Source organism: Pseudomonas sp. GW821-FHT02A08, from assembly GCF_059422045.1.
Genome location: NZ_JBWKWD010000031.1, coordinates 55,506 through 72,843, shown reverse-complemented (window position 1 = coordinate 72,843; position 17,338 = coordinate 55,506). Strand labels below are relative to the sequence as shown.

Annotated in this window: 15 protein-coding genes; 4 read left to right on the top strand and 11 right to left on the bottom strand. The window is 63.0% G+C overall.

Going from position 1 to position 17,338, the window contains the following annotated elements:
* Positions 1–92: 92 nt before the first annotated feature.
* The 11 genes from AC07W4_RS20695 to AC07W4_RS20645 all read right to left on the bottom strand — a co-directional run bounded on the left by AC07W4_RS20695 (position 93) and on the right by AC07W4_RS20645 (position 12,024).
* On the bottom strand, positions 93–1,241 hold the full coding sequence (locus AC07W4_RS20695) for an acetyl-CoA C-acetyltransferase (protein ID WP_495033779.1): 1,149 nt from the start codon (positions 1,239–1,241) through the stop codon (positions 93–95).
* A gap of 273 nt (positions 1,242–1,514) precedes the next feature.
* Positions 1,515–2,570, bottom strand: coding sequence for an acyl-CoA dehydrogenase family protein (locus AC07W4_RS20690; RefSeq protein ID WP_495033778.1), 1,056 nt, complete (start codon positions 2,568–2,570; stop codon positions 1,515–1,517).
* Positions 2,571–2,580: 10 nt separating this feature from the next.
* On the bottom strand, positions 2,581–3,747 hold the full coding sequence (locus AC07W4_RS20685) for an acyl-CoA dehydrogenase family protein (RefSeq protein ID WP_495033781.1): 1,167 nt from the start codon (positions 3,745–3,747) through the stop codon (positions 2,581–2,583).
* A 10-nt stretch (positions 3,748–3,757) separates the two neighbouring features.
* Positions 3,758–4,513: an enoyl-CoA hydratase family protein gene (locus AC07W4_RS20680; protein WP_495033777.1), complete on the bottom strand. Its 756-nt coding sequence runs from the start codon at positions 4,511–4,513 to the stop codon at positions 3,758–3,760.
* 29 nt (positions 4,514–4,542) lie between these two features.
* Complete coding sequence (locus AC07W4_RS20675) at positions 4,543–5,610, bottom strand: NAD(P)H-dependent flavin oxidoreductase (RefSeq protein WP_495033776.1); 1,068 nt, start codon at positions 5,608–5,610, stop codon at positions 4,543–4,545.
* A gap of 2 nt (positions 5,611–5,612) precedes the next feature.
* Complete coding sequence (locus AC07W4_RS20670) at positions 5,613–6,485, bottom strand: enoyl-CoA hydratase (RefSeq protein ID WP_495033775.1); 873 nt, start codon at positions 6,483–6,485, stop codon at positions 5,613–5,615.
* Between the two features lie 25 nt (positions 6,486–6,510).
* Complete coding sequence (locus tag AC07W4_RS20665) at positions 6,511–7,299, bottom strand: CoA-transferase subunit beta (RefSeq protein WP_495033774.1); 789 nt, start codon at positions 7,297–7,299, stop codon at positions 6,511–6,513.
* A 12-nt stretch (positions 7,300–7,311) separates the two neighbouring features.
* A complete protein-coding gene (locus tag AC07W4_RS20660) occupies positions 7,312–8,193 on the bottom strand; it encodes a CoA transferase subunit A (protein ID WP_495033773.1) in 882 nt (293 codons plus the stop codon).
* Positions 8,194–8,204: 11 nt separating this feature from the next.
* Complete coding sequence (locus AC07W4_RS20655) at positions 8,205–9,095, bottom strand: VOC family protein (RefSeq protein ID WP_150715905.1); 891 nt, start codon at positions 9,093–9,095, stop codon at positions 8,205–8,207.
* 484 nt (positions 9,096–9,579) lie between these two features.
* Entirely contained in the window at positions 9,580–10,701 is a 1,122-nt protein-coding gene (locus AC07W4_RS20650; protein WP_495033772.1) for an LLM class flavin-dependent oxidoreductase, read from the bottom strand.
* Positions 10,702–10,839: 138 nt separating this feature from the next.
* Complete coding sequence (locus AC07W4_RS20645; RefSeq protein WP_495033771.1) at positions 10,840–12,024, bottom strand: acyl-CoA dehydrogenase family protein; 1,185 nt, start codon at positions 12,022–12,024, stop codon at positions 10,840–10,842.
* 1,185 nt (positions 12,025–13,209) lie between these two features.
* Between AC07W4_RS20645 and AC07W4_RS20640 the strand changes: the two genes are divergently transcribed.
* The 4 genes from AC07W4_RS20640 to AC07W4_RS20625 are packed head-to-tail and all read left to right on the top strand — an operon-like array spanning position 13,210 to position 17,253.
* A complete protein-coding gene (locus tag AC07W4_RS20640) occupies positions 13,210–13,725 on the top strand; it encodes a flavin reductase family protein (protein ID WP_008048810.1) in 516 nt (171 codons plus the stop codon).
* Between the two features lie 9 nt (positions 13,726–13,734).
* Positions 13,735–15,414, top strand: coding sequence for an FAD-binding protein (locus AC07W4_RS20635; RefSeq protein WP_495033770.1), 1,680 nt, complete (start codon positions 13,735–13,737; stop codon positions 15,412–15,414).
* The gene (locus AC07W4_RS20630) at positions 15,402–16,157 is read left to right on the top strand and encodes a glucose 1-dehydrogenase (RefSeq protein ID WP_495033769.1); all 756 of its coding nucleotides are present in this window, start codon (positions 15,402–15,404) and stop codon (positions 16,155–16,157) included. Before AC07W4_RS20635 ends, AC07W4_RS20630 begins: the two co-directional genes overlap by 13 nt.
* Positions 16,158–16,170: 13 nt before the next feature.
* Entirely contained in the window at positions 16,171–17,253 is a 1,083-nt protein-coding gene (locus tag AC07W4_RS20625) for a 2Fe-2S iron-sulfur cluster-binding protein (protein ID WP_495033768.1), read from the top strand.
* Positions 17,254–17,338 lie beyond the last annotated feature (85 nt).

Below are 17,338 nucleotides of genomic sequence, written 5' to 3'. Positions count from 1 at the left end.
CGCGAAGGCGGTAGGTCAGCCAACATTGATGTAGCTGACACTCCGCCTTCGCGAGCAAGCCCGCTCCCACAGGTTCAGCGGGCATCTTGAAATCACAAGCGTTCGATGATCGTCACATTGGCCTGCCCACCGCCTTCGCACATGGTTTGCATGCCGAAGCGACCGCCGCTGCGCTCCAGCTCATGCAGCAGACTGCACATCAAGCGGGTGCCGGTGGCGCCGAGCGGATGGCCGAGGGCAATCGCGCCGCCATTGACGTTGGTCTGCTCGTGCGGATAGCCCGTCTCTTTCAACCAGGCCATGGCCACCGACGCGAAGGCTTCGTTGATCTCCACCCGGTCAATGTCTTCGAGCTTCATGCCGGCACGTTTGAGCGCATAGGCCGTGGCCGGGATCGGCGCGGTGAGCATCCAGATCGGGTCTTCGGCGCGCACGCTCAGGTGATGGATGCGTGCCCGTGGCGTCAGGCCGTAACGCCTGAGCGCCGCCTCCGAGACAATCAGCATCGCGCTGGCCGCGTCGCAGGTCTGGCTCGACACCGCGGCGGTCACCCGGTCGCAGCCGAACAGGAACTCCAGTTCGGCCATTTTTTCCAGGCTGGTGTGGCGCGGCGTTTCGTCATGCAGCACGCCGGCCAGTGGCACGATCTCGCGGTTGAAACGCCCCTGCTCGATGGCCTGCAAGGCCCGTCGATGGGACTCCAGCGAATAGGCTTCGAGCTGCGCCCGGGACAGGTCCCACTTTTCGGCGATCATCTGCGCCGAACGGAACTGCGTCGGTGGTTGCGCGCCATAGCGCCGCACCCAGCCTTCGGAACCGCTGAAAGGATCGGTGAAGCCCAGGGGCTCGGCAGCAATCATTGCCGAGGAAATCGGGATCTGGGTCATGGTCTGCACGCCACCGGCGATGACCACATCCTGGGTACCGCTCATCACCGCCTGGGCGGCGAAGTGCACCGCTTGCTGGGACGAACCGCACTGGCGATCGATGGTGGTGCCCGGCACCGATTGCGACAGGCCAGCCGCCAGCCAACTGGTGCGGGCGATATCCCCGGCCAGCGGGCCGATGGTGTCGACACAGCCGAAGATCACGTCGTCGTAATCCTCGTCGGGAATGGCGTTGCGCTCGACCAGCGCGCGCAACACATGGGCGCCCAGGTCGGCGGCGTGGATCTGGCTCAGACCACCCTTGCGCCGCCCGGTGGGCGTACGCAGGGCATCGACGATATAAGCTTCAGGCATGGTCTACCTCGGTATAAAAATTAAGATCAGGCACAGTCGTCGACGCCGACCGAAAAGCCGTAATGCCAGTCATCTGAGAAACTCCAGCAAACCTGCTCTACGTAGCAGCTGGCGAAGCCTGCGTTCGGCTGCGTAGCAGTCGTGAAATCAGTCGACGCGGTACTCAAGGAAAATCGCGAACTCAGGTTTTACGACTGCTTCGCAGCCGAACGCAGGCTTCGCCAGCTGCTACGGATCGGTATTACGGCAAGCCGTGCTCCTACAGGATCTTGATCAAAAGGTACTGCTCGCACCCAGCGCAGGGTTGCCGTCAAACAACGCCGCACGAATCCGTCCTTTGTGGCGGCCGCGATCGCCCCAGACCTTGTCCAGGGCCCAGGCGCGTTTCATGAACAGGTGCAAGTCGACTTCCCAGGTGTACCCCATGGCGCCGTGGGCCTGGATGGTGTTCTTCGCAGCCAGCATCGCTGCTTCCGCCGTTGCCAGCTTGGCGTGGGACACCAGCACGTCCTGCCCCGGTTGCTGCTCGGCCAGCACATAAGCGGCGCGATACAGCGGGCCTTTGGCGAACTCGATCTGCACCGCAACGTTGGCCATCAAATGTTTGACCGCCTGGAACGAACCCACCGGTTTGCCGAACTGCTTGCGCTCGAAGGTGTAGTCCACTGCCAGGTCGACCATGCGCTTGGCCAACCCCAGCAGTTGCGCGGCACTGGCGAGGGCGCCACGATTGAAGGCGGCTGCCCACAAGCGCCGGCCCTGTTCGCCGCTGGCCACGCAAGTAGCGGGAGTCGGCGTCCACTCGACCTGGAACAACTGGCGACTCGGGTCGACCGACTCGTTGCGGGTCAGGCGTACGGCATCACGCTCCAGTACGTGCACTTCGTCGCCATTGGCCAGCAACAGCAGATCGGCGACATGGGCATCGCTGACCAGCGGATTGCCTGGCTCGGAAACCGCGAGACGCGCACGGCCCTCGGCCACTCGCGACAGCCATTTCTGCTTGAGTGGCGCGTGTTGCTCATCCAGGGCGGCGAGCAACGGCACGCCGACCAGCATGGTGTCCACCAGCGGTTCGGGCAGCCCGGCGTAACCGCATTCCTGGGCGATCAGCACGAAGTCCAGCTCATTCATGCCCATGCCGTCCTGTGCCTCGGGCACGGTCAGGGCGGTCAGGCCCAGTTCCACCAGTTGCGCCCAGAGTTGCTCACTGCGCCCGCTGTCGCTCTGCCACAGGTCGCGAATGCGTTCCGGGGTGACTTCGTTGATCAGGAAGCTGCGGACGTTGTCCTGAAACAGCAGTTGGTCGCGGCTGAAACTAAAGTCCATGGTCTATTCCTCAGGCACGCGGCATGCCGAGCATGCGTTCGGCAATGATGTTGCGCTGGATCTCGTTGGTGCCGGCGTAGATCGGCCCGGCCTGGGCAAACAGGAAACCTTCCAGCCAATGGCCGACGTCACCGGCGGCCGGGGCTTGCGGCAGCAGCTCGCCACGCAACCCGAGAATGCTCATGGCGGTGTCGTGCATGCGCTGGTCGAGCTCCGACCAGAAGATTTTGTTGGTCGACGACTCCGGCCCGATCTTGCCGCCCTGCACCAGTTGCGAGGCGGTCATGTAGGTGCTCAGGGTGTAGGCCTCGGCATCGAGCCAGGCGCGCATCACTGCCTCACCGATGGCCGGGTCGCGGTCGGCCTGCTCACGGTTGGCCAGGTACAGCTGCACCAGACGCTTGGCGGTTTCCTGGAAGCGTGCCGGCGAACGCAGCAGCAAACCGCGCTCGAAACCGGCGGTGGACATCGCCACGTGCCAGCCCATGCCCTCGCCACCGAGGGCGTTTTCCACCGGGACTTTTACGTCGTCGAAGAAGATCTCGGCAAAACCCGGCAAACCGTTGAGCTGCGGGATCGGCCGTACGGTGATGCCCGGCGTGTCCAGCGGCAGCAGGACGAAGGTCAGGCCGTGATGACGCTGGGACTGCGAGTCGGTACGGAAAATGCCGAACGCCCAATCGGCCCACACCGCGCGGGTCGACCATGTCTTCTGGCCGTTGATCACGTAGTGGTCGCCCACCCGTTCAGCCTTGGAACGGATCGCCGCCATATCGGAACCGGCACCCGGCTCGGACCAGGCCTGGGCCCAGACGTCTTCGCCTGTGGCCATGCGCGGCAGAAAGCGTGCCTTTTGTTCAGCGCTGCCGTACTCCATCAGGGTCGGGCCGAGCAGGAAGATACCGTTCTGGTTGACCCGTGCCGGCGCCCCGGAACGATAGTATTCCTCTTCGAAAATCAGCCACTCGATCAGGTCGCAGCCGCGTCCGCCGAGTTCGGTCGGCCAGGTGACCATGCCCCAACGGCCTTCATTGAGCTTGGCTTCCCACGCCCGATGCTGGGCAAAGCCAGGCTCGGTGTCGAACGATTGCAGCGGTTCACTCGGTACATTGGCCGCCAGCCAGGTCCGTGCCTCGGCACGAAAGGCCTGCTGGGCCAGGGTATAGGTCAGGTCCATGGATATGCCTTCAGCCGTTGAATCGGGCATCGCGTTTCTCGACGAACGAGTCGCGTGCTTCCTGAGAGTCCAGTGAGCGGTAGGCTTCGAGGGTGAAGCCCTGCTCCCAGCGGTATTTGTCTTCCAGATTGCCGTCTTCGATGCCGGTCAGCGCCTCCTTGGCCAGGCTGATCATGCCGGGGCTCTTGGCGGCGATGGTGCGGGCGATCTGCAACGCGGCGTCGCGCAAGTCTTCGCGCTTGACCACGCGCTCCACGGCGCCCAGGCGGTAAGCCTCGGCGGCGTCGATCGGCTCGCCCGTGAAGTACATGTGGCGGACCTTCTGCACCGGGAACAGGCGCTGCAAATGCGCGCCGCCGCCCATGGCCCCGCGATCCACTTCCGGCACGCCAAAGGTGGCGCACTCGGCAGCGACGATGATGTCGGCAGCGCCGCAGATACCAATGCCGCCGCCCAGCACGAAGCCGTGCACGGCGACGATCACCGGTTTCGGGTTGCGGTGGATGGCCTTGAAGCTGTCGTAGTTGCCCTTGTTCACCGCGACGATCAGGTTGCCGTCGGCGGCCAGTTCCTTGATGTCGACCCCGGCGCAGAAGCCGCGACCTTCGGCACGAATCACGATCACCCGTACGTCGCTGTTACGGCCCAGGCCCTCGATTTCGCCGGCGATATCGGCCCAGCCCTGGTTGTTGAAGGCGTTGACCGGTGGCCGGTTGAACACCAGTTCGGCAATGCCGTGTTCGATGCTGACGCTAAATGGTTTCATGGTTTCCTTCCTTCACAATGCATGGCCCCTTACGACACACGGCGGCACAGCTCGCCCAGGCGCGCTTCGGCGTCGCGGACGATCTGTTCAATCAATTGGGCGCAGCTGGGCAAGCTGTCGATGGATGCGGCGATCTGTCCGGCAGGCAACACGCCTGCGGCCGGTTGCCCGTCGACCATGGCTTTCTGGATCACCATCGGCGCGTTGGCGGCCATGATGCTTTGCGCGGCGGTCAGCTCTCCCGCACCGCGCATCTTCAGCGCGCTGGTCAGCAGCTGGATCAGGCTCATGCCCGTGTGGCGGCGGTAGGCCAAACCACTCTGCAAGGCCAGCAACAGGCGCTTGAGGCCGCCGCTGTTTTCCAGCTGGTTGAGCAATTCGTTGCGGATCATCCGTTGCGGCATGCCGTCGATGGCGCGGCTGATGATGATCGCCGCCGGGTCCTTGACCGCCAGGTAACGGGCCAGTGTTTCCTGCGGCACCGGGCTGTCGGCGCACATCAAAAACCGCGTGCCCATGGCGATGCCTTCGGCACCGTAGGCCAGCGCCGAAACCAAACCTTTGCCATCCTTGAAGCCGCCTGCCGCCACCACGGGCACCGACACTGCATTGACCACTTGATCGAGCAGCAACGAAGTCGGCACGGAACCGGAGTGTCCCCCACCCTCGCCGCCCTGTACGGTCACCGCATCGGCGCCCATTTCCACGGCCTTCTGCGCATGTTTGAGCGCACCGACGGTGGGAATGCACACCACGCCGGCGTCCTTCAAACGGCTGATCATCTGCTTGCCCGGCGAACGGCTGTAGCTGACCGCCCGGACTTTGTGGCGCAACACCAGCTCGACGATCTCGCCGGCATTGGCCTGGTACATGTGGAAATTCACCCCGAACGGCTGATCGGTCAGGCGTCGGGTTTCGATAATCGCCGCTTCCATCTGCTGCGGTTCGATGGTCGCCCCGGCGAGAAAACCGAAGCCGCCGGCATTGCCCGTGGCCGCCACCAGTTTCGGGTCGGCGACCCAGCCCATGGCGGTCTGGATGATCGGGTAGCGGCAACCGAGCAGTTCGGTCAGGCGGGTATTCAACAAAATCGCCATGCTCACGCCTCGCCCGTTTTGCGCTGGGAACTGGCCATGGCCTTGGCGTCGTAGCCGCCGAGGCGGTCGCCGGACACCAGTTCATTGTGGGCGTGGGCGAAGTGATGCAGGCCGAACACCATGTCCATGGTCGCGCGCTTGCCCATCAGGTCTTCGGCGTTGTTCACCGCTTGCTTGCTCAGTTGCAGGCCCAGGCGCGGCATCTGGGCGATGCGCCCGGCGATGTCGAGAGTCTGCTGTTCCAGCTCGTCGCCCGGCACCACCCGATTGAGCATGCCCATCTGATAGGCACGCGGTGCCGGCATGCGCTCGCCGAGAAACAGGAATTCCTTGGCGATGCGCGGGTTCAATTCATGCACGTGGGCGAAATACTCGACCCCGGGAATGCCCATGCGCACCACCGGATCGGCGAAGTAAGCATCCTCGCTGGCAACGATCAGGTCGCAGACCCAGGCCAGCATCAGCCCACCGGCAATGCACGCGCCCTGGACCATGGCGATGGTCGGCTTGGGCATTTCGCGCCAGCGGCGGCACATGCCCAGATAGACTTCCTGCTCGCGGGCATAGAGAAACTCGCCACCCGGTTTGTTGGTGTGATCGTACCAAAGGCTCGCCCGATCGAACGTCTTGTCGACGTCACGCCCCGGCGTGCCGATGTCATGCCCGGCGGAGAAATGCTTGCCGGCACCACGCAACACGATGACCTTCACTTCATCGTCATCGCAGGCCCGGCGAAACGCCGCGTCCAGCGCATAGGTCATCTGCGAGTTCTGCGCGTTGTGGTACTCGGGGCGGTTCATGGTGACGATTGCCACCGCGTCGCGCACTTCGTACAGGACCACTTCGGCCTCGTTCTTGTCGTTATGTTCAGCCATCACTTGTCTCCGAAAATGCGGGCGCTCAGCGCTGGCCTGGTGGGTTGTCTTTAAGCTGCAGGGCGCGCAGGTTGTGCGGGTCCAGACGCTGGATCAGTTGCAATTGCTCGGCCGTCGGCGCCGCGGTGGTCGGGCAATCGTCCGGCACGTGCAGCTCGAAGCCGGTGTTGTCCCGGACCTGCGCTGCCGTCACGCCGGGGTGCAACGAACGAATGCGCATCTGCCGCTGCGGGCCCTGGAAATCCAGCACGCACAGATCGGTGATGATCAGGCGGATGTCGATGTCGTCCAGCGACCAGCCCCGCGCCAGGCGGGCCGGGTTGTAGCCGACCGAGGCGACCATATCGACCTCGCCTTCGACGAACACCCGGCGGTTATGGTTCGGCACGCAGAACGAGTTGGCGTGGCTGATCGAGTTGCCGGGAAAACCGCGCACGCCGAGCATCTGCGCCTTGGGTTTGGCGTAGTCGCCGATGCAGGAAATGTTGGCTTGACCGTAACGGTCGATCTGGGTCGGGCCGACCAGGGCATGGCGCTTGCCGCCCCAGACGTTGTCGAAAATCCGCGAGAAGCCCATCCAGCTGTCGCGCTTGGGCTCGTAGCCCTTGCGCGCGCCCAAAGGCACCGGTTCGGCGACCATGTAGGCTTCGGAGTCGGTCATCAGCAGTTGCGGGTTGCTGGTCAGCATGGCCAGCGACGCCGCCAGGCGCGGGATCACGCCGATGCCGGAGGCCAATACTTCGCCGTCTTCGCGCCAGGCTTCAGAGGCCGCGCAGATCATCAACTCTGCGAGGCTGTAATCAGTAGTGCTCATCGGAAGGCTCCCTTAGAAAATCGGCAACGGCAGTTCACGGATCGCAGCCAGGCCGCCAACCTTGTCCAGGTACTGTTCGTGGGTGCAGTCGACGTAGTCGCGCACGTACCCTTCCCAGCCATCGGCCGCCTGCACCGTGGCGTTGTAGGCCTTGAAGTGCGCGACGTCGAAACCGTACAGCGGCGCACAGGACGACGGATGCGCCCCGCCCGGCACGTGGGCCACGGCAGTAGTCAGGTTGCGTTCCCAGAACACTTGATGGGCGTGGGCGCTGTCCTGATGGAAATACTCGCTGTCCACCAGCTCATCGCAGGTCACGTAGCTGTGGGTCGCGGCCCGCACGAACAGGTCGTCCATGTAGTGATCCGGGCCGCTGATCTGGCACACGCCGCGTTTGTCGGCGCGGTCGACATGCACCAGCGCCGCGTCGAGCTTGAGCGCCGGCATGGCCACCCAATCCTTGCCATCGGCATAGGGCGAGGCGATCAACTTGATCTGGCGGTTGTGGCGCAGCACGTCGGTGCCCAGGCCAACGGCGGTCGGAATGAACGGCACATTCATCGCCGCCGCCCGCAAGCCGAGCAGCAGCATGCCTTCGTCGATTTCCATCACTTCCAGCGCTGCTTCCTGACGCGCCTTGCGGAAGTACGGCTCCAGCGGAATGAAATCCAGAGACACGAAGGCGAACACCAGTTTCTTGATCTTGCCGGCGGCGCAGAGCATGCCGACGTCCGCACCACCGTATGCAACAACAGTTAGCTCCTTGAGGTCCGAGCGCAGAATCTCGCGCACCAGCGCCATCGGCTTGCGGCGCGGGCCCCAGCCACCGATACCGATGGTCATGCCGTCACGCAGTTGGCCGACGATCTCGGCAGTGCTCATTTGCTTGTCCATCGTCTTGTTCCTCATTGGCGACCGACACTGAAGTCGTGGCCCCAGTGGCTGACCACGGTGCTTTCGAACGGCGTGTGGCGGTCCCAGTCGACCACCAGGCCATCGCAGCCGTATTCCAGGTCAAATCCGGACGGGGTCTTGATATAGAAAGAAATCATCTGGTCGTTGGTGTGCTGGCCGAGGGTGGCCGACAGCTTCACGCCGTTGGCGTGGACGCGGTCCAGGGCACGGCCGACTTCGTCCAGCGCGTTGACCTCGACCATCATGTGCACGCAACCGTGGGGCATCGGGCACTCGAAAATCGCCAGCGAGTGGTGGCGGCCGTTGTTGCAGTGCAGGAAGTGAATGCGCTTTTGCGGCTCGGCCGGGTCCGGGGTGAAACGGACTTTCATCAGGTCCGACAGGCCGAAACCCATCACCTGCTCGTAGAAGTCGCGGCAGCGTTCGAAGGCTGGTGCCGGCAGTACGACGTGGCCCATGCCAAGGTCGTTGGTGACAAAACCTTTGACGCCCACCGGCGAGACGAAACGGGCGAAGTCCTGCAACGGACCCCAGAAAATTTCGTGGCGGTTGCCATCCGGATCGCTGAAGTGCACCAGTTCCTGGACCTTGCGCAGCTCCGCTTCGGCGGCGGTGCCACGGGTCACTTGTACGTCGGCCTGTTGCAGCTCGCTGACCGCCTGTTCCAGCGCCGCCTTGCCGGCCACTTCCCAGCCGCAGGCACCGAAGCTGTTCTCGGCATTCTTCTGCACGAGGATGCGGTAATGACGTTCGTCCATTTTCAGGTACAGAAGCTCATCGTCGCCACTGACCATCATGCCCAGCACCTGGCTTGCGTAGTGGCGCCATTGCGCCAGGTCGCTGGACAGCAGGGTGACGTAACCCAGACCACGGATATCCATGGATGCACTCCTCGTTTTTCTCAGGCGGTGCCGCCCTTCGGCTACTGCCGGGGGAGACTTTATGTAGGGCCTATTCAAACGGGTTCGGGGAGGGGCAACATCGTCCAATGGGACTAGCGGATTTGATGGGGTTCACGCATCAAAACTGTGGGGGCGGGCTTGCTCCGGGCGGCGTTCCGACGAAGGCGGTGTGTCAGTCAACATAGATGTTGAATGTGCCGGCCTCTTCGCGAGCAAGCCCGCTCCCACAGGGGATTGGTGCAGGCATAAAAAAACGGGCCTTGGGGACCCGTTGGAAAGTTGGCCTGACGTCCGTGCCAAGCCTGAAAAACCTGTAGCAGCTGCCGAAGGCTGCGTCCGAGTGCGCAGCGCTCGCAACCTGGCAAACCGAGTCCGTCCAGAAACACCGCCTATTGCCCTTTTGCGAGTGCTGCGCACTCGGACGCAGCCTTCGGCAGCTGCTACAGTTTTGCGCTATCTCAAATCAGCCCTTACGAAAATGCGGGATCACCTTCTCGCCAATATTCTTCAGGGTCTCCAGCTGCGCCCACTGCGGCACGGTGCCCATCTGGCAGATGAACAGAATTTCGTCGGCGCCGGCGTCGATCAGGCGCTGCACATAATTGATGCAATCCTCGACGGTGCCGTAGGCGTGGTTCGGGTTCATCATGGCCATGGTCGGGTCGGAGAAGTCGACGCTGACTTCTTCGGAGGCGAAGCGCGACTTGATCACGCTCTGGCCGTTGCCATCGACGAAGGTGTCGTCTTTCCACTTCTGCGGGTCCGGACGCTCGCCGCCGCCGTACCAGTAACCGAGGGATTCCATGAAGTAACGCTGGCCACGGATACCGATGCGGCGCGCTTCTGCGTTGTCGTCCAGCACGATGGCCGGGCACAGCGCGGCGATGTGACGGTTAGGACGGAAACCGACCTGCTTCTTCTCATCGCGGTTGTCATAGGCCGCGTGATACACCTCGACCTTCTTGGCGATTTCTTCCGGGCCACCGAAGCCCAGCACCAGCGCGCCCATGCCGCGACCGCCGGCATTTTTCAGCGACTCGGTGTTGGTGCACGCCAGGTACATCGGCGGGTGCGGATCCTGGTAAGGCTTTGGATGGATCGGGCGCTTGGGGATCTGCACGAAGTCGCCGTTGTGCTCTATTTCGTCCTGCACGAACATTTTCGGGATCAGGTACATCATCTCGTCAATCTGCGGCTGCAAGGTCGCCAGGTCGTAGCCGAAAGTACCGGCTTCCTGCTGGGTGCCGCCCTTACCCACACCGAAGTGCACTCGGCCCCTGGATAGCAGATCGAGGGTGGCGATGCGCTCGGCGACTTTGACCGGATGGTTCATCGCTGGCGGCAGGCAGACCACACCGTGGCCGATGCCGATGCGCTCGGTTTTACCGGCCACGAACGCCAGCATGGTTTCCGGCGCGGACATGTGCGAGTAGTTGCTCAGCGCGGTGTGTTCCACGCACCAGAAGGTGTCGAAGCCGAGCTTGTCGGCGAGCACGGCCTGCTCGACGGTGTCTTCGAAAATCTTGCGGTCGCCTTCGCGGCTGGAGTCCACCGTCTGGGCTTCGTAAATCAGGGAAAATTTCATGGTTGATCCTTGTGCTTATTTGGATGCGCAGTCGGCGCCGTAGACCTTCGCCTTACCGTCAATGCTCGTGCATCGACGGGGCGCTCGAATCACGCAAACGGACTAGCCCGCCTCATAGAAAAAGAGCAGGTAAAAAAGTCAGAGGAAAAAGTCGTTGCTGTCCTGACCCATGCTGACCCCGCCAAGGTTCCAGGCGTATTTGGCCGGGCTGTTGGCGACGTGGGCACGACCGGTGTGGATGTCGCGGAATGCACGGTTGATCGGATGGCTGCGGAAGATCGTTGAAGCACCGCTGTTGAACATCAGGTCGCCAACGGCCTTGGCGCACTTGTCGGCCACCAGCGCCGAGTCGTAACGCATCTTCACCCGCTCCGGCATGCTCAACGGCTCACCCTTCTGCGCACGCTCCAGCATCAGGGTGAAGTTGCGATGCAGCACGGTCTTGCACTCGTCGACGCAGACCATGGCATTGGCCAGCGACGATTGCGCAGCCGGGTCCTGGACCATTTTGCGACCGTCATTGACCCCGACCCGGGCGCGGTTGTGCTCGACAAACTGATCCACCGCGCCTTGCAGGGCACCGATGGCCGAGGACGAAACCGCACGCACGAAAATCTGCCCGAATGGCAGGCGGAACAAGGGCGCTGTGTTCACCGCATTGCCCGGACTGTTTTGCATGAAACCGTCGAACGCGCGATGGGTGCGGTACTCGGGAACGAAGGCGTTTTCCACCAGAACGTCGTGGGATCCGGTGGCTTCCAGACCCATCACGTTCCAGTTGTCGAGAATCTGGTAGTCACTGCGCGGCACCAGGAACGTCCGATAATCCGGCGCCCCGCCCGCTTCTTCCGACGGCACCAGCGCGCCGAGGAACGCCCACTCGCAATGCTTGCTGCCGGAGGAAAAACCCCAGCGCCCGCTCAACTTGAAACCACCCTCGACCCGCTCGACCTTGCCCACCGGCATATAGGAAGAGGAGATCAGCACGCTGGAGTCACTACCCCAGACATCCTGGGCCGCGCGGTCGTCGAACAGCGCCAGTTGCCAGTTGTGGATCGCTACCACACCCAGCACCCAGGCCGAGGACATGCAGCCTTCAGCGAGCGTCATCTGGACGTCGAAAAAGTCCTTGGGCTCCAGTTCATAGCCTTCCCAACGGGACGGTTGCAGGATGCGAAAGAACCCGGCGTCGTGGAAATCCTTCAGGGTTTCTTCAGGCAACTGCCCGGTTTGCGCGGCGTTCAGGGCGCGTTCACGCAGGATCGGCACCAACTCGCGGGCACGTTGGCTCAGACGCTGGCGAATCAGGTCTTGGTTGAGCATTTTTATTGTTCTCCTTTGTTCACCCCATCCGCCGGGGCGCGCGTGCAACGGGGCGGGTGTAGTGCCCCTACGCTCGCATTCAAGCAATGCGCAACAGAGTGGACATCCCTCAAACGGACCATGTGGGATTGGGGAATGGGTATCAGGGGGGTGTATCTGAAAGCGATGTGTTGCTTGGCAGGCGATATGGATTTTTGAGGGTGTACATATCCGTTTCTGCGGTAACGGCCGCCAATAGTTCGGCCCTTACGGCGGGTCACCTTGTAGGAGCGAGCTTGCTCGCGATGGAGGTCAACGATGATGCGGGGAGCCTGACACCCTGCGGTGCTCTCAGGTTTTTCGCGAGCAAGCTCGCTCCTACAGAGCCCGCCGCCATCGACCATCCATGGCCGGGGGCGGCTAACCCGAGGCGGCCTACCGGCCGGCCTGGTTGTTGGGTTCGTTCGTCTGTGAGGTACATGTCGACTGGCCGGCCGCCATCGCGAGCAAGCTCGCACAGTATTTACGGCGAACACCAATTATTCGAACCACACCAAACCTGTGGGAGCGGGCTTGCCCGCGAAGAGGCCGGCACATCTGACATTGATGCTGGCTGACAGACCGCCATCGCAGGCAAGCCAGCTCCCACAGGGTCAAAGTACATCCGCCAGATTCAGGTCGGCTGTCAGGCCGCCTTCGCTGGCAAGCCAGCTCCCACAGAAGAGCAAAGGCAGATCGGCGTACACCCACGCTTTTCACCACTCATCAGGCCGAGCGTTAGCTCGCCTGCAGCTTTTGATCTTGATCCACCCGCCCCCTCGGCAGGCTGAGCGGAGGTGTTCATCCGGGGATTGGCGCGCAGCGCCGTTCGACGCAGTCGAACTCATTGCATGTAGGTCGAAGCGAAGCCGACCGGAGGGCAATGCCCCCGGATGAATACCGGAGCGAAGGAACCCCGAGCCTCAGCGAGGGGCCGTACGTAAGGGGTGAGACTTTTTGGTTCCTTTTGTGTCGTTTGACAAAAGGGACTCGCCGTAAGGGCGAAACCATAAGCCGCCGTTACCGCAGCAACGGATATGTAAACAACACTACAACAGCCTGGTCGGCCCAGAGGCCGCCAAGGCCTAGTCCCCTCGGACGATGTGACGACTGGACGTCAGAGCAAGAATCCATCGCACTCCCCAACCAACAAAAAGGCCCAGTGCGATGAACGACGTCAATCTCAAAGCCGACATGCTCCAGGCCATGCGCCGCCTGGCCAAGTCAGTCACCATTATCAGCACCAGCAACGGCACCGAACGCTTCGCCATGGCCGCCACCGCGGTCGACTCCCTGAGCACCGAACCGCCATCGCTGCTGATCTGCGTCAACAAGACCGCCTCCCCCCACGCCGCACTGGCAACCGGCGCGGACTTCTGCGTGAACATCCTCGGCGTAGAACAACAAGACCTGGCCAACCTGTGCAGCGGTGCGATCAAGGGCGAAGCACGCTTCGACCGGGGCAACTGGCTGACCAGCCCCGGCGGAATTCCTTACCTGGGTGATGCGCAGTCGGCGATCCTCTGCCGCCAGGACGGTCACTTCAGCTACGGCACCCACACCGTATTCATCGGACGCATCCTGCAGATCCACACCACCACCGAAATCACCCCGCTGGTCTACCTCGACGGCAGCTACACCACCACCGCGAAACCCGCACCTTCTCTCGCTGCTGCTGGCTGAGGCCCGAACATGAACAGCCTGAACGGGTTGACGGCGTTGCGAGTGAACAGCGCCGACCAGTTGCCATGGGATGACCGCTGCGACTTACTGATTGTCGGGTTTGGCGGTGCCGGCGCCTGTGCCGCCATCGAAGCCAGTACTCGCGGCTTGTCGGTGCTCGCACTGGATCGCTTCGAGGGCGGCGGCGCCACGGCGCTCAGTGGTGGCGTGGTCTATGCCGGCGGCGGTACGCCACATCAGCGTCAGGCTGGCTATGAAGACACCAGCGAAGCCATGTTCAATTACCTGCGTCAGGAAGTCGGCGAAGCGGTCAGCCAAGAGACGTTGCGCAATTTCTGCGACGCCAGCCGCGGGCAACTGGCTTGGCTGGAACAACAGGGCGCAGCGTTCGAGGCCAGCGTGCCACCGCATAAAACCTCGTACCCGAGTGACCAGTACTACCTCTATTACTCCGGCAACGAAGCCGTGCCGGCCTATGCCGCCAGCGCCAAGCCGGCGCCCCGTGGCCACCGCACCAAAGGCCGGGGCATGTCCGGCGCCAGCCTGTTCGCCCCGCTCAAGGCCAGCGCCTTGCGTAATGGCGCGCGCCTGCGCAGCCAGTGCGAAGTGCGGCGACTGGTACTCGATCTCGACGACAAGGTCATCGGCGTCGAAGCCTGGCAGTTGCCGTCGGGTAGTCGCGCCGCCAAACAACATGCGCGCCTGTCGCGCTGGGCCACCGCCATTCATATGTACGCTCCGGCGTTGGCCGACCGCTTGCGCGCCCGTCAGCGCCGCATCGAACAGACCAACGCCATTCGCCAATTGATTCGCGCCGAACAGGCGGTGTTGCTGAGCAGCGGCGGCTTTATCTTCAATCGTGATCTGGTGCGCCAACACGCACCGCAGTACCTGGCCGGTCTGCCGCTGGGCGCCACCGGGTGCAATGGCAGCGGCATCGCCCTGGGCCAGAGCGCCGGTGGCAGCGTGGCGCGCATGGACAAGGTCAGTGCCTGGCGTTTCATCAATCCGCCACTGGCCTGGGCTCGCGGGCTGATCGTCAATGCTCGCGGACAGCGTTACGCCAACGAAGAAATCTACGGCGCGACCCTCGGTCACGCCATGGTCGAAGAGCAGGACGGCCGCGCCATTCTGATTCTCAATAGGGCGCTGGTTCGAGAAGCACTCAGTCAGGTTGGCCCCGGCAAAGTCTGGAATTTCCAGCGCCTGCCGGTGTTGCTCAACCTGCTGTTCAATGCCAGGCGCAACAACAGCCTGGCCGGCCTGGCCAAACGCTGCAATCTGCCGCCGGAACTGCTGCGCCAGAGTGTCGAACGCTATTGCCGCGCGGCACGGGGTGAGGTCGCCGACGAGTTCGGCAAGTCCGCCGCGATGCTCGCCAACCTCGAACAGGGCCCGTGGTACGCCCTCGACCTGTCTTTCGACAGCAATCTCTTCCCCTGCCCGGTCATCACCCTGGGCGGGCTGAAGGTCTGCGAAGACAGCGGTCGGGTGCTGGACCACGCCGGCCAGCCAATAAACGGTCTGTACAGCGCCGGGCGCAATGCGGTCGGGGTCGCTTCCAACCTGTATGTCTCCGGCCTGTCCCTGGCCGACTGCATTTATTCCGGTCGCCGGGCTGCCGCCCACGTGGCCGACCAATTCGCACTTCAAACCGCACGATCAGGAGAACAACAATGCAACGTGTAGAAGGCAAAGTCTGCATCATCACCGGCGCCGCCAGCGGCATCGGTCGCGAAGACGCTCTGCTGCTGGCTCGCGAAGGCGCCAAAGTGGTACTGACCGACCTCAATGAAGAGGCCGGTCGCCAGGTGGCTGCGCAAATCGGCGCCAACGCGCTGTTCATCCGCCACGACATCGCCAGCGAAAGCGATTGGCAACACGTGGTCAAGACCACCGTCGAACACTTCGGCCGTCTCGATGTACTGGTCAACAACGCCGCGATCCTGGCCCTGGGCAGCATCGAAGACACCACGCTGGAACTGTGGCAGAAAGTGCAGAAGATCAACGGCGAAGGCTACTTCCTCGGCTGCAAGTACGCGATCCAGGCGATGAAGGAAACCGGTGGCGGCTCGATCATCAACATGTCGTCGGTGGCCGCGCTGGGTGCGATGCCGATGTTCTGCGCTTACTCGGCGTCCAAAGGCGCGGTGGCGGCGATGACCCGTTCCATTGCCCTGCACTGCAAGCAGCAGGGCTACCGCATCCGCTGCAACAGCGTGCACCCCGATGGCGTGAACACGCCGATGACCCAGGCCCTGGCCGGTGGTCAGCCGATCCCGCAGGAAGCGCTGGACCAGGACCCGATGAACCGCATGGCGGCACCACGGGATATCGCCAACGTGGTGCTGTTCCTCGCCACCGACGAGTCGCGGTTCGTCAACGGTGCCGAGATCCGCGTCGACAACGCCCAACTGATCAGCGGGCTCTGAGGTCGAGGTGAACATGGGCACGCAACAACAGAACCTGACCCCGGCCGAACACACGACGGCAAGCGTCTCATTGCAAGTGTGCGCGGTGATCGACGAGACCGCTGACGCGCGCTCGCTGGTGCTGGACGTACCGCCAAACCTGCGTGAGCGCTTTCGCTACAAACCGGGCCAGTTCCTGAGTTTTCGCGTGCCCTTCGCCGGCAAACTGTTGACCCGCTGCTATTCCATGGCCAGTTCACCGCTTGCGGACGCGCTGCCCAAGGTTACGGTGAAACGGGTCGATGGTGGCCGGGTATCGAACTGGATGAACGAAGTCCAGGTCGGCGACTGGCTGGAAGTGCTGCCACCGGCCGGGCATTTCTGCCTGAGCCCGCAGGCGGACACCGAAAAGCCCCTGGTCCTGTTCGGGGGCGGTTCGGGTATCACCCCGGTGTTTTCCATTCTCAAATCAGTACTCCATAGCAGTCGGCGGCCGATCAAATTGATCTACGCCAACCGCGATGAGGCGTCGGTGATTTTCAAGGACGAGCTGTGCCGGTTGATCAAGGCGCATCCTGATCAACTGCACGTGGTGCACGTCCTCGACTCGGTGCAGGGTTTCCTGACGGACCATCAGGTCCGTCATCTGCTGCGCGGATCGGCCGGTGGCGACTACTTCATCTGCGGGCCGGGCCCCTTCATGGACACTGTGGAGCGCACGCTGCTGGCGCTGGGCGAAGCGGCCGAGCGGATCCATGTCGAGCGTTTCGTCTCGCCGCCGGACCCCGATGAACTGTTGGCCGAAGAGGCCCTCGCCCGCGAGGCGGCGATGGGGTCGCAGTGCGAGGCGCTGATCGTCGAGCTCGACGGCCAGCAACACGAAATTGCCTGCCGCCCCGGCGACACCTTGCTGCAAAGTTGCAAAACGGCTGGCCTCGACGTGCCGTCGTCCTGTGAAGAGGGTTTTTGCGGGGCCTGCATGTGTGTGGTCAAGGAAGGTGAGGTCCAGTTGGCGCGCAACGACGTGCTGACCCCCAAGGAACTGGCCGACGGCTGGACCCTGGCCTGCCAGAGCCGACCGACGGGTGCCCGGGTACGCCTGAAATTCCCGGATTGAGGGTACGCTCCTACGGGGGAATGCGGTCCATTGTGGGAGCGGGCTTGCTCGCGAAGGGGGCGGCAGCCTCGACATCATCGTTGTC

What these genes read in the sequence shown, in the direction of transcription:
- AC07W4_RS20695 (WP_495033779.1), bottom strand. Translation starts at nt 1,241, where the DNA reads ATGCCTGAAGCTTATATCGTCGATGCCCTGCGTACGCCCACCGGGCGG.
- AC07W4_RS20690 (WP_495033778.1), bottom strand. Translation starts at nt 2,570, where the DNA reads ATGGACTTTAGTTTCAGCCGCGACCAACTGCTGTTTCAGGACAACGTC.
- AC07W4_RS20685 (WP_495033781.1), bottom strand. Translation starts at nt 3,747, where the DNA reads ATGGACCTGACCTATACCCTGGCCCAGCAGGCCTTTCGTGCCGAGGCA.
- AC07W4_RS20680 (WP_495033777.1), bottom strand. Translation starts at nt 4,513, where the DNA reads ATGAAACCATTTAGCGTCAGCATCGAACACGGCATTGCCGAACTGGTG.
- AC07W4_RS20675 (WP_495033776.1), bottom strand. Translation starts at nt 5,610, where the DNA reads ATGGCGATTTTGTTGAATACCCGCCTGACCGAACTGCTCGGTTGCCGC.
- AC07W4_RS20670 (WP_495033775.1), bottom strand. Translation starts at nt 6,485, where the DNA reads ATGGCTGAACATAACGACAAGAACGAGGCCGAAGTGGTCCTGTACGAA.
- AC07W4_RS20665 (WP_495033774.1), bottom strand. Translation starts at nt 7,299, where the DNA reads ATGAGCACTACTGATTACAGCCTCGCAGAGTTGATGATCTGCGCGGCC.
- AC07W4_RS20660 (WP_495033773.1), bottom strand. Translation starts at nt 8,193, where the DNA reads ATGGACAAGCAAATGAGCACTGCCGAGATCGTCGGCCAACTGCGTGAC.
- AC07W4_RS20655 (WP_150715905.1), bottom strand. Translation starts at nt 9,095, where the DNA reads ATGGATATCCGTGGTCTGGGTTACGTCACCCTGCTGTCCAGCGACCTG.
- AC07W4_RS20650 (WP_495033772.1), bottom strand. Translation starts at nt 10,701, where the DNA reads ATGAAATTTTCCCTGATTTACGAAGCCCAGACGGTGGACTCCAGCCGC.
- AC07W4_RS20645 (WP_495033771.1), bottom strand. Translation starts at nt 12,024, where the DNA reads ATGCTCAACCAAGACCTGATTCGCCAGCGTCTGAGCCAACGTGCCCGC.
- AC07W4_RS20640 (WP_008048810.1), top strand. Translation starts at nt 13,210, where the DNA reads ATGAACGACGTCAATCTCAAAGCCGACATGCTCCAGGCCATGCGCCGC.
- AC07W4_RS20635 (WP_495033770.1), top strand. Translation starts at nt 13,735, where the DNA reads ATGAACAGCCTGAACGGGTTGACGGCGTTGCGAGTGAACAGCGCCGAC.
- AC07W4_RS20630 (WP_495033769.1), top strand. Translation starts at nt 15,402, where the DNA reads ATGCAACGTGTAGAAGGCAAAGTCTGCATCATCACCGGCGCCGCCAGC.
- AC07W4_RS20625 (WP_495033768.1), top strand. Translation starts at nt 16,171, where the DNA reads ATGGGCACGCAACAACAGAACCTGACCCCGGCCGAACACACGACGGCA.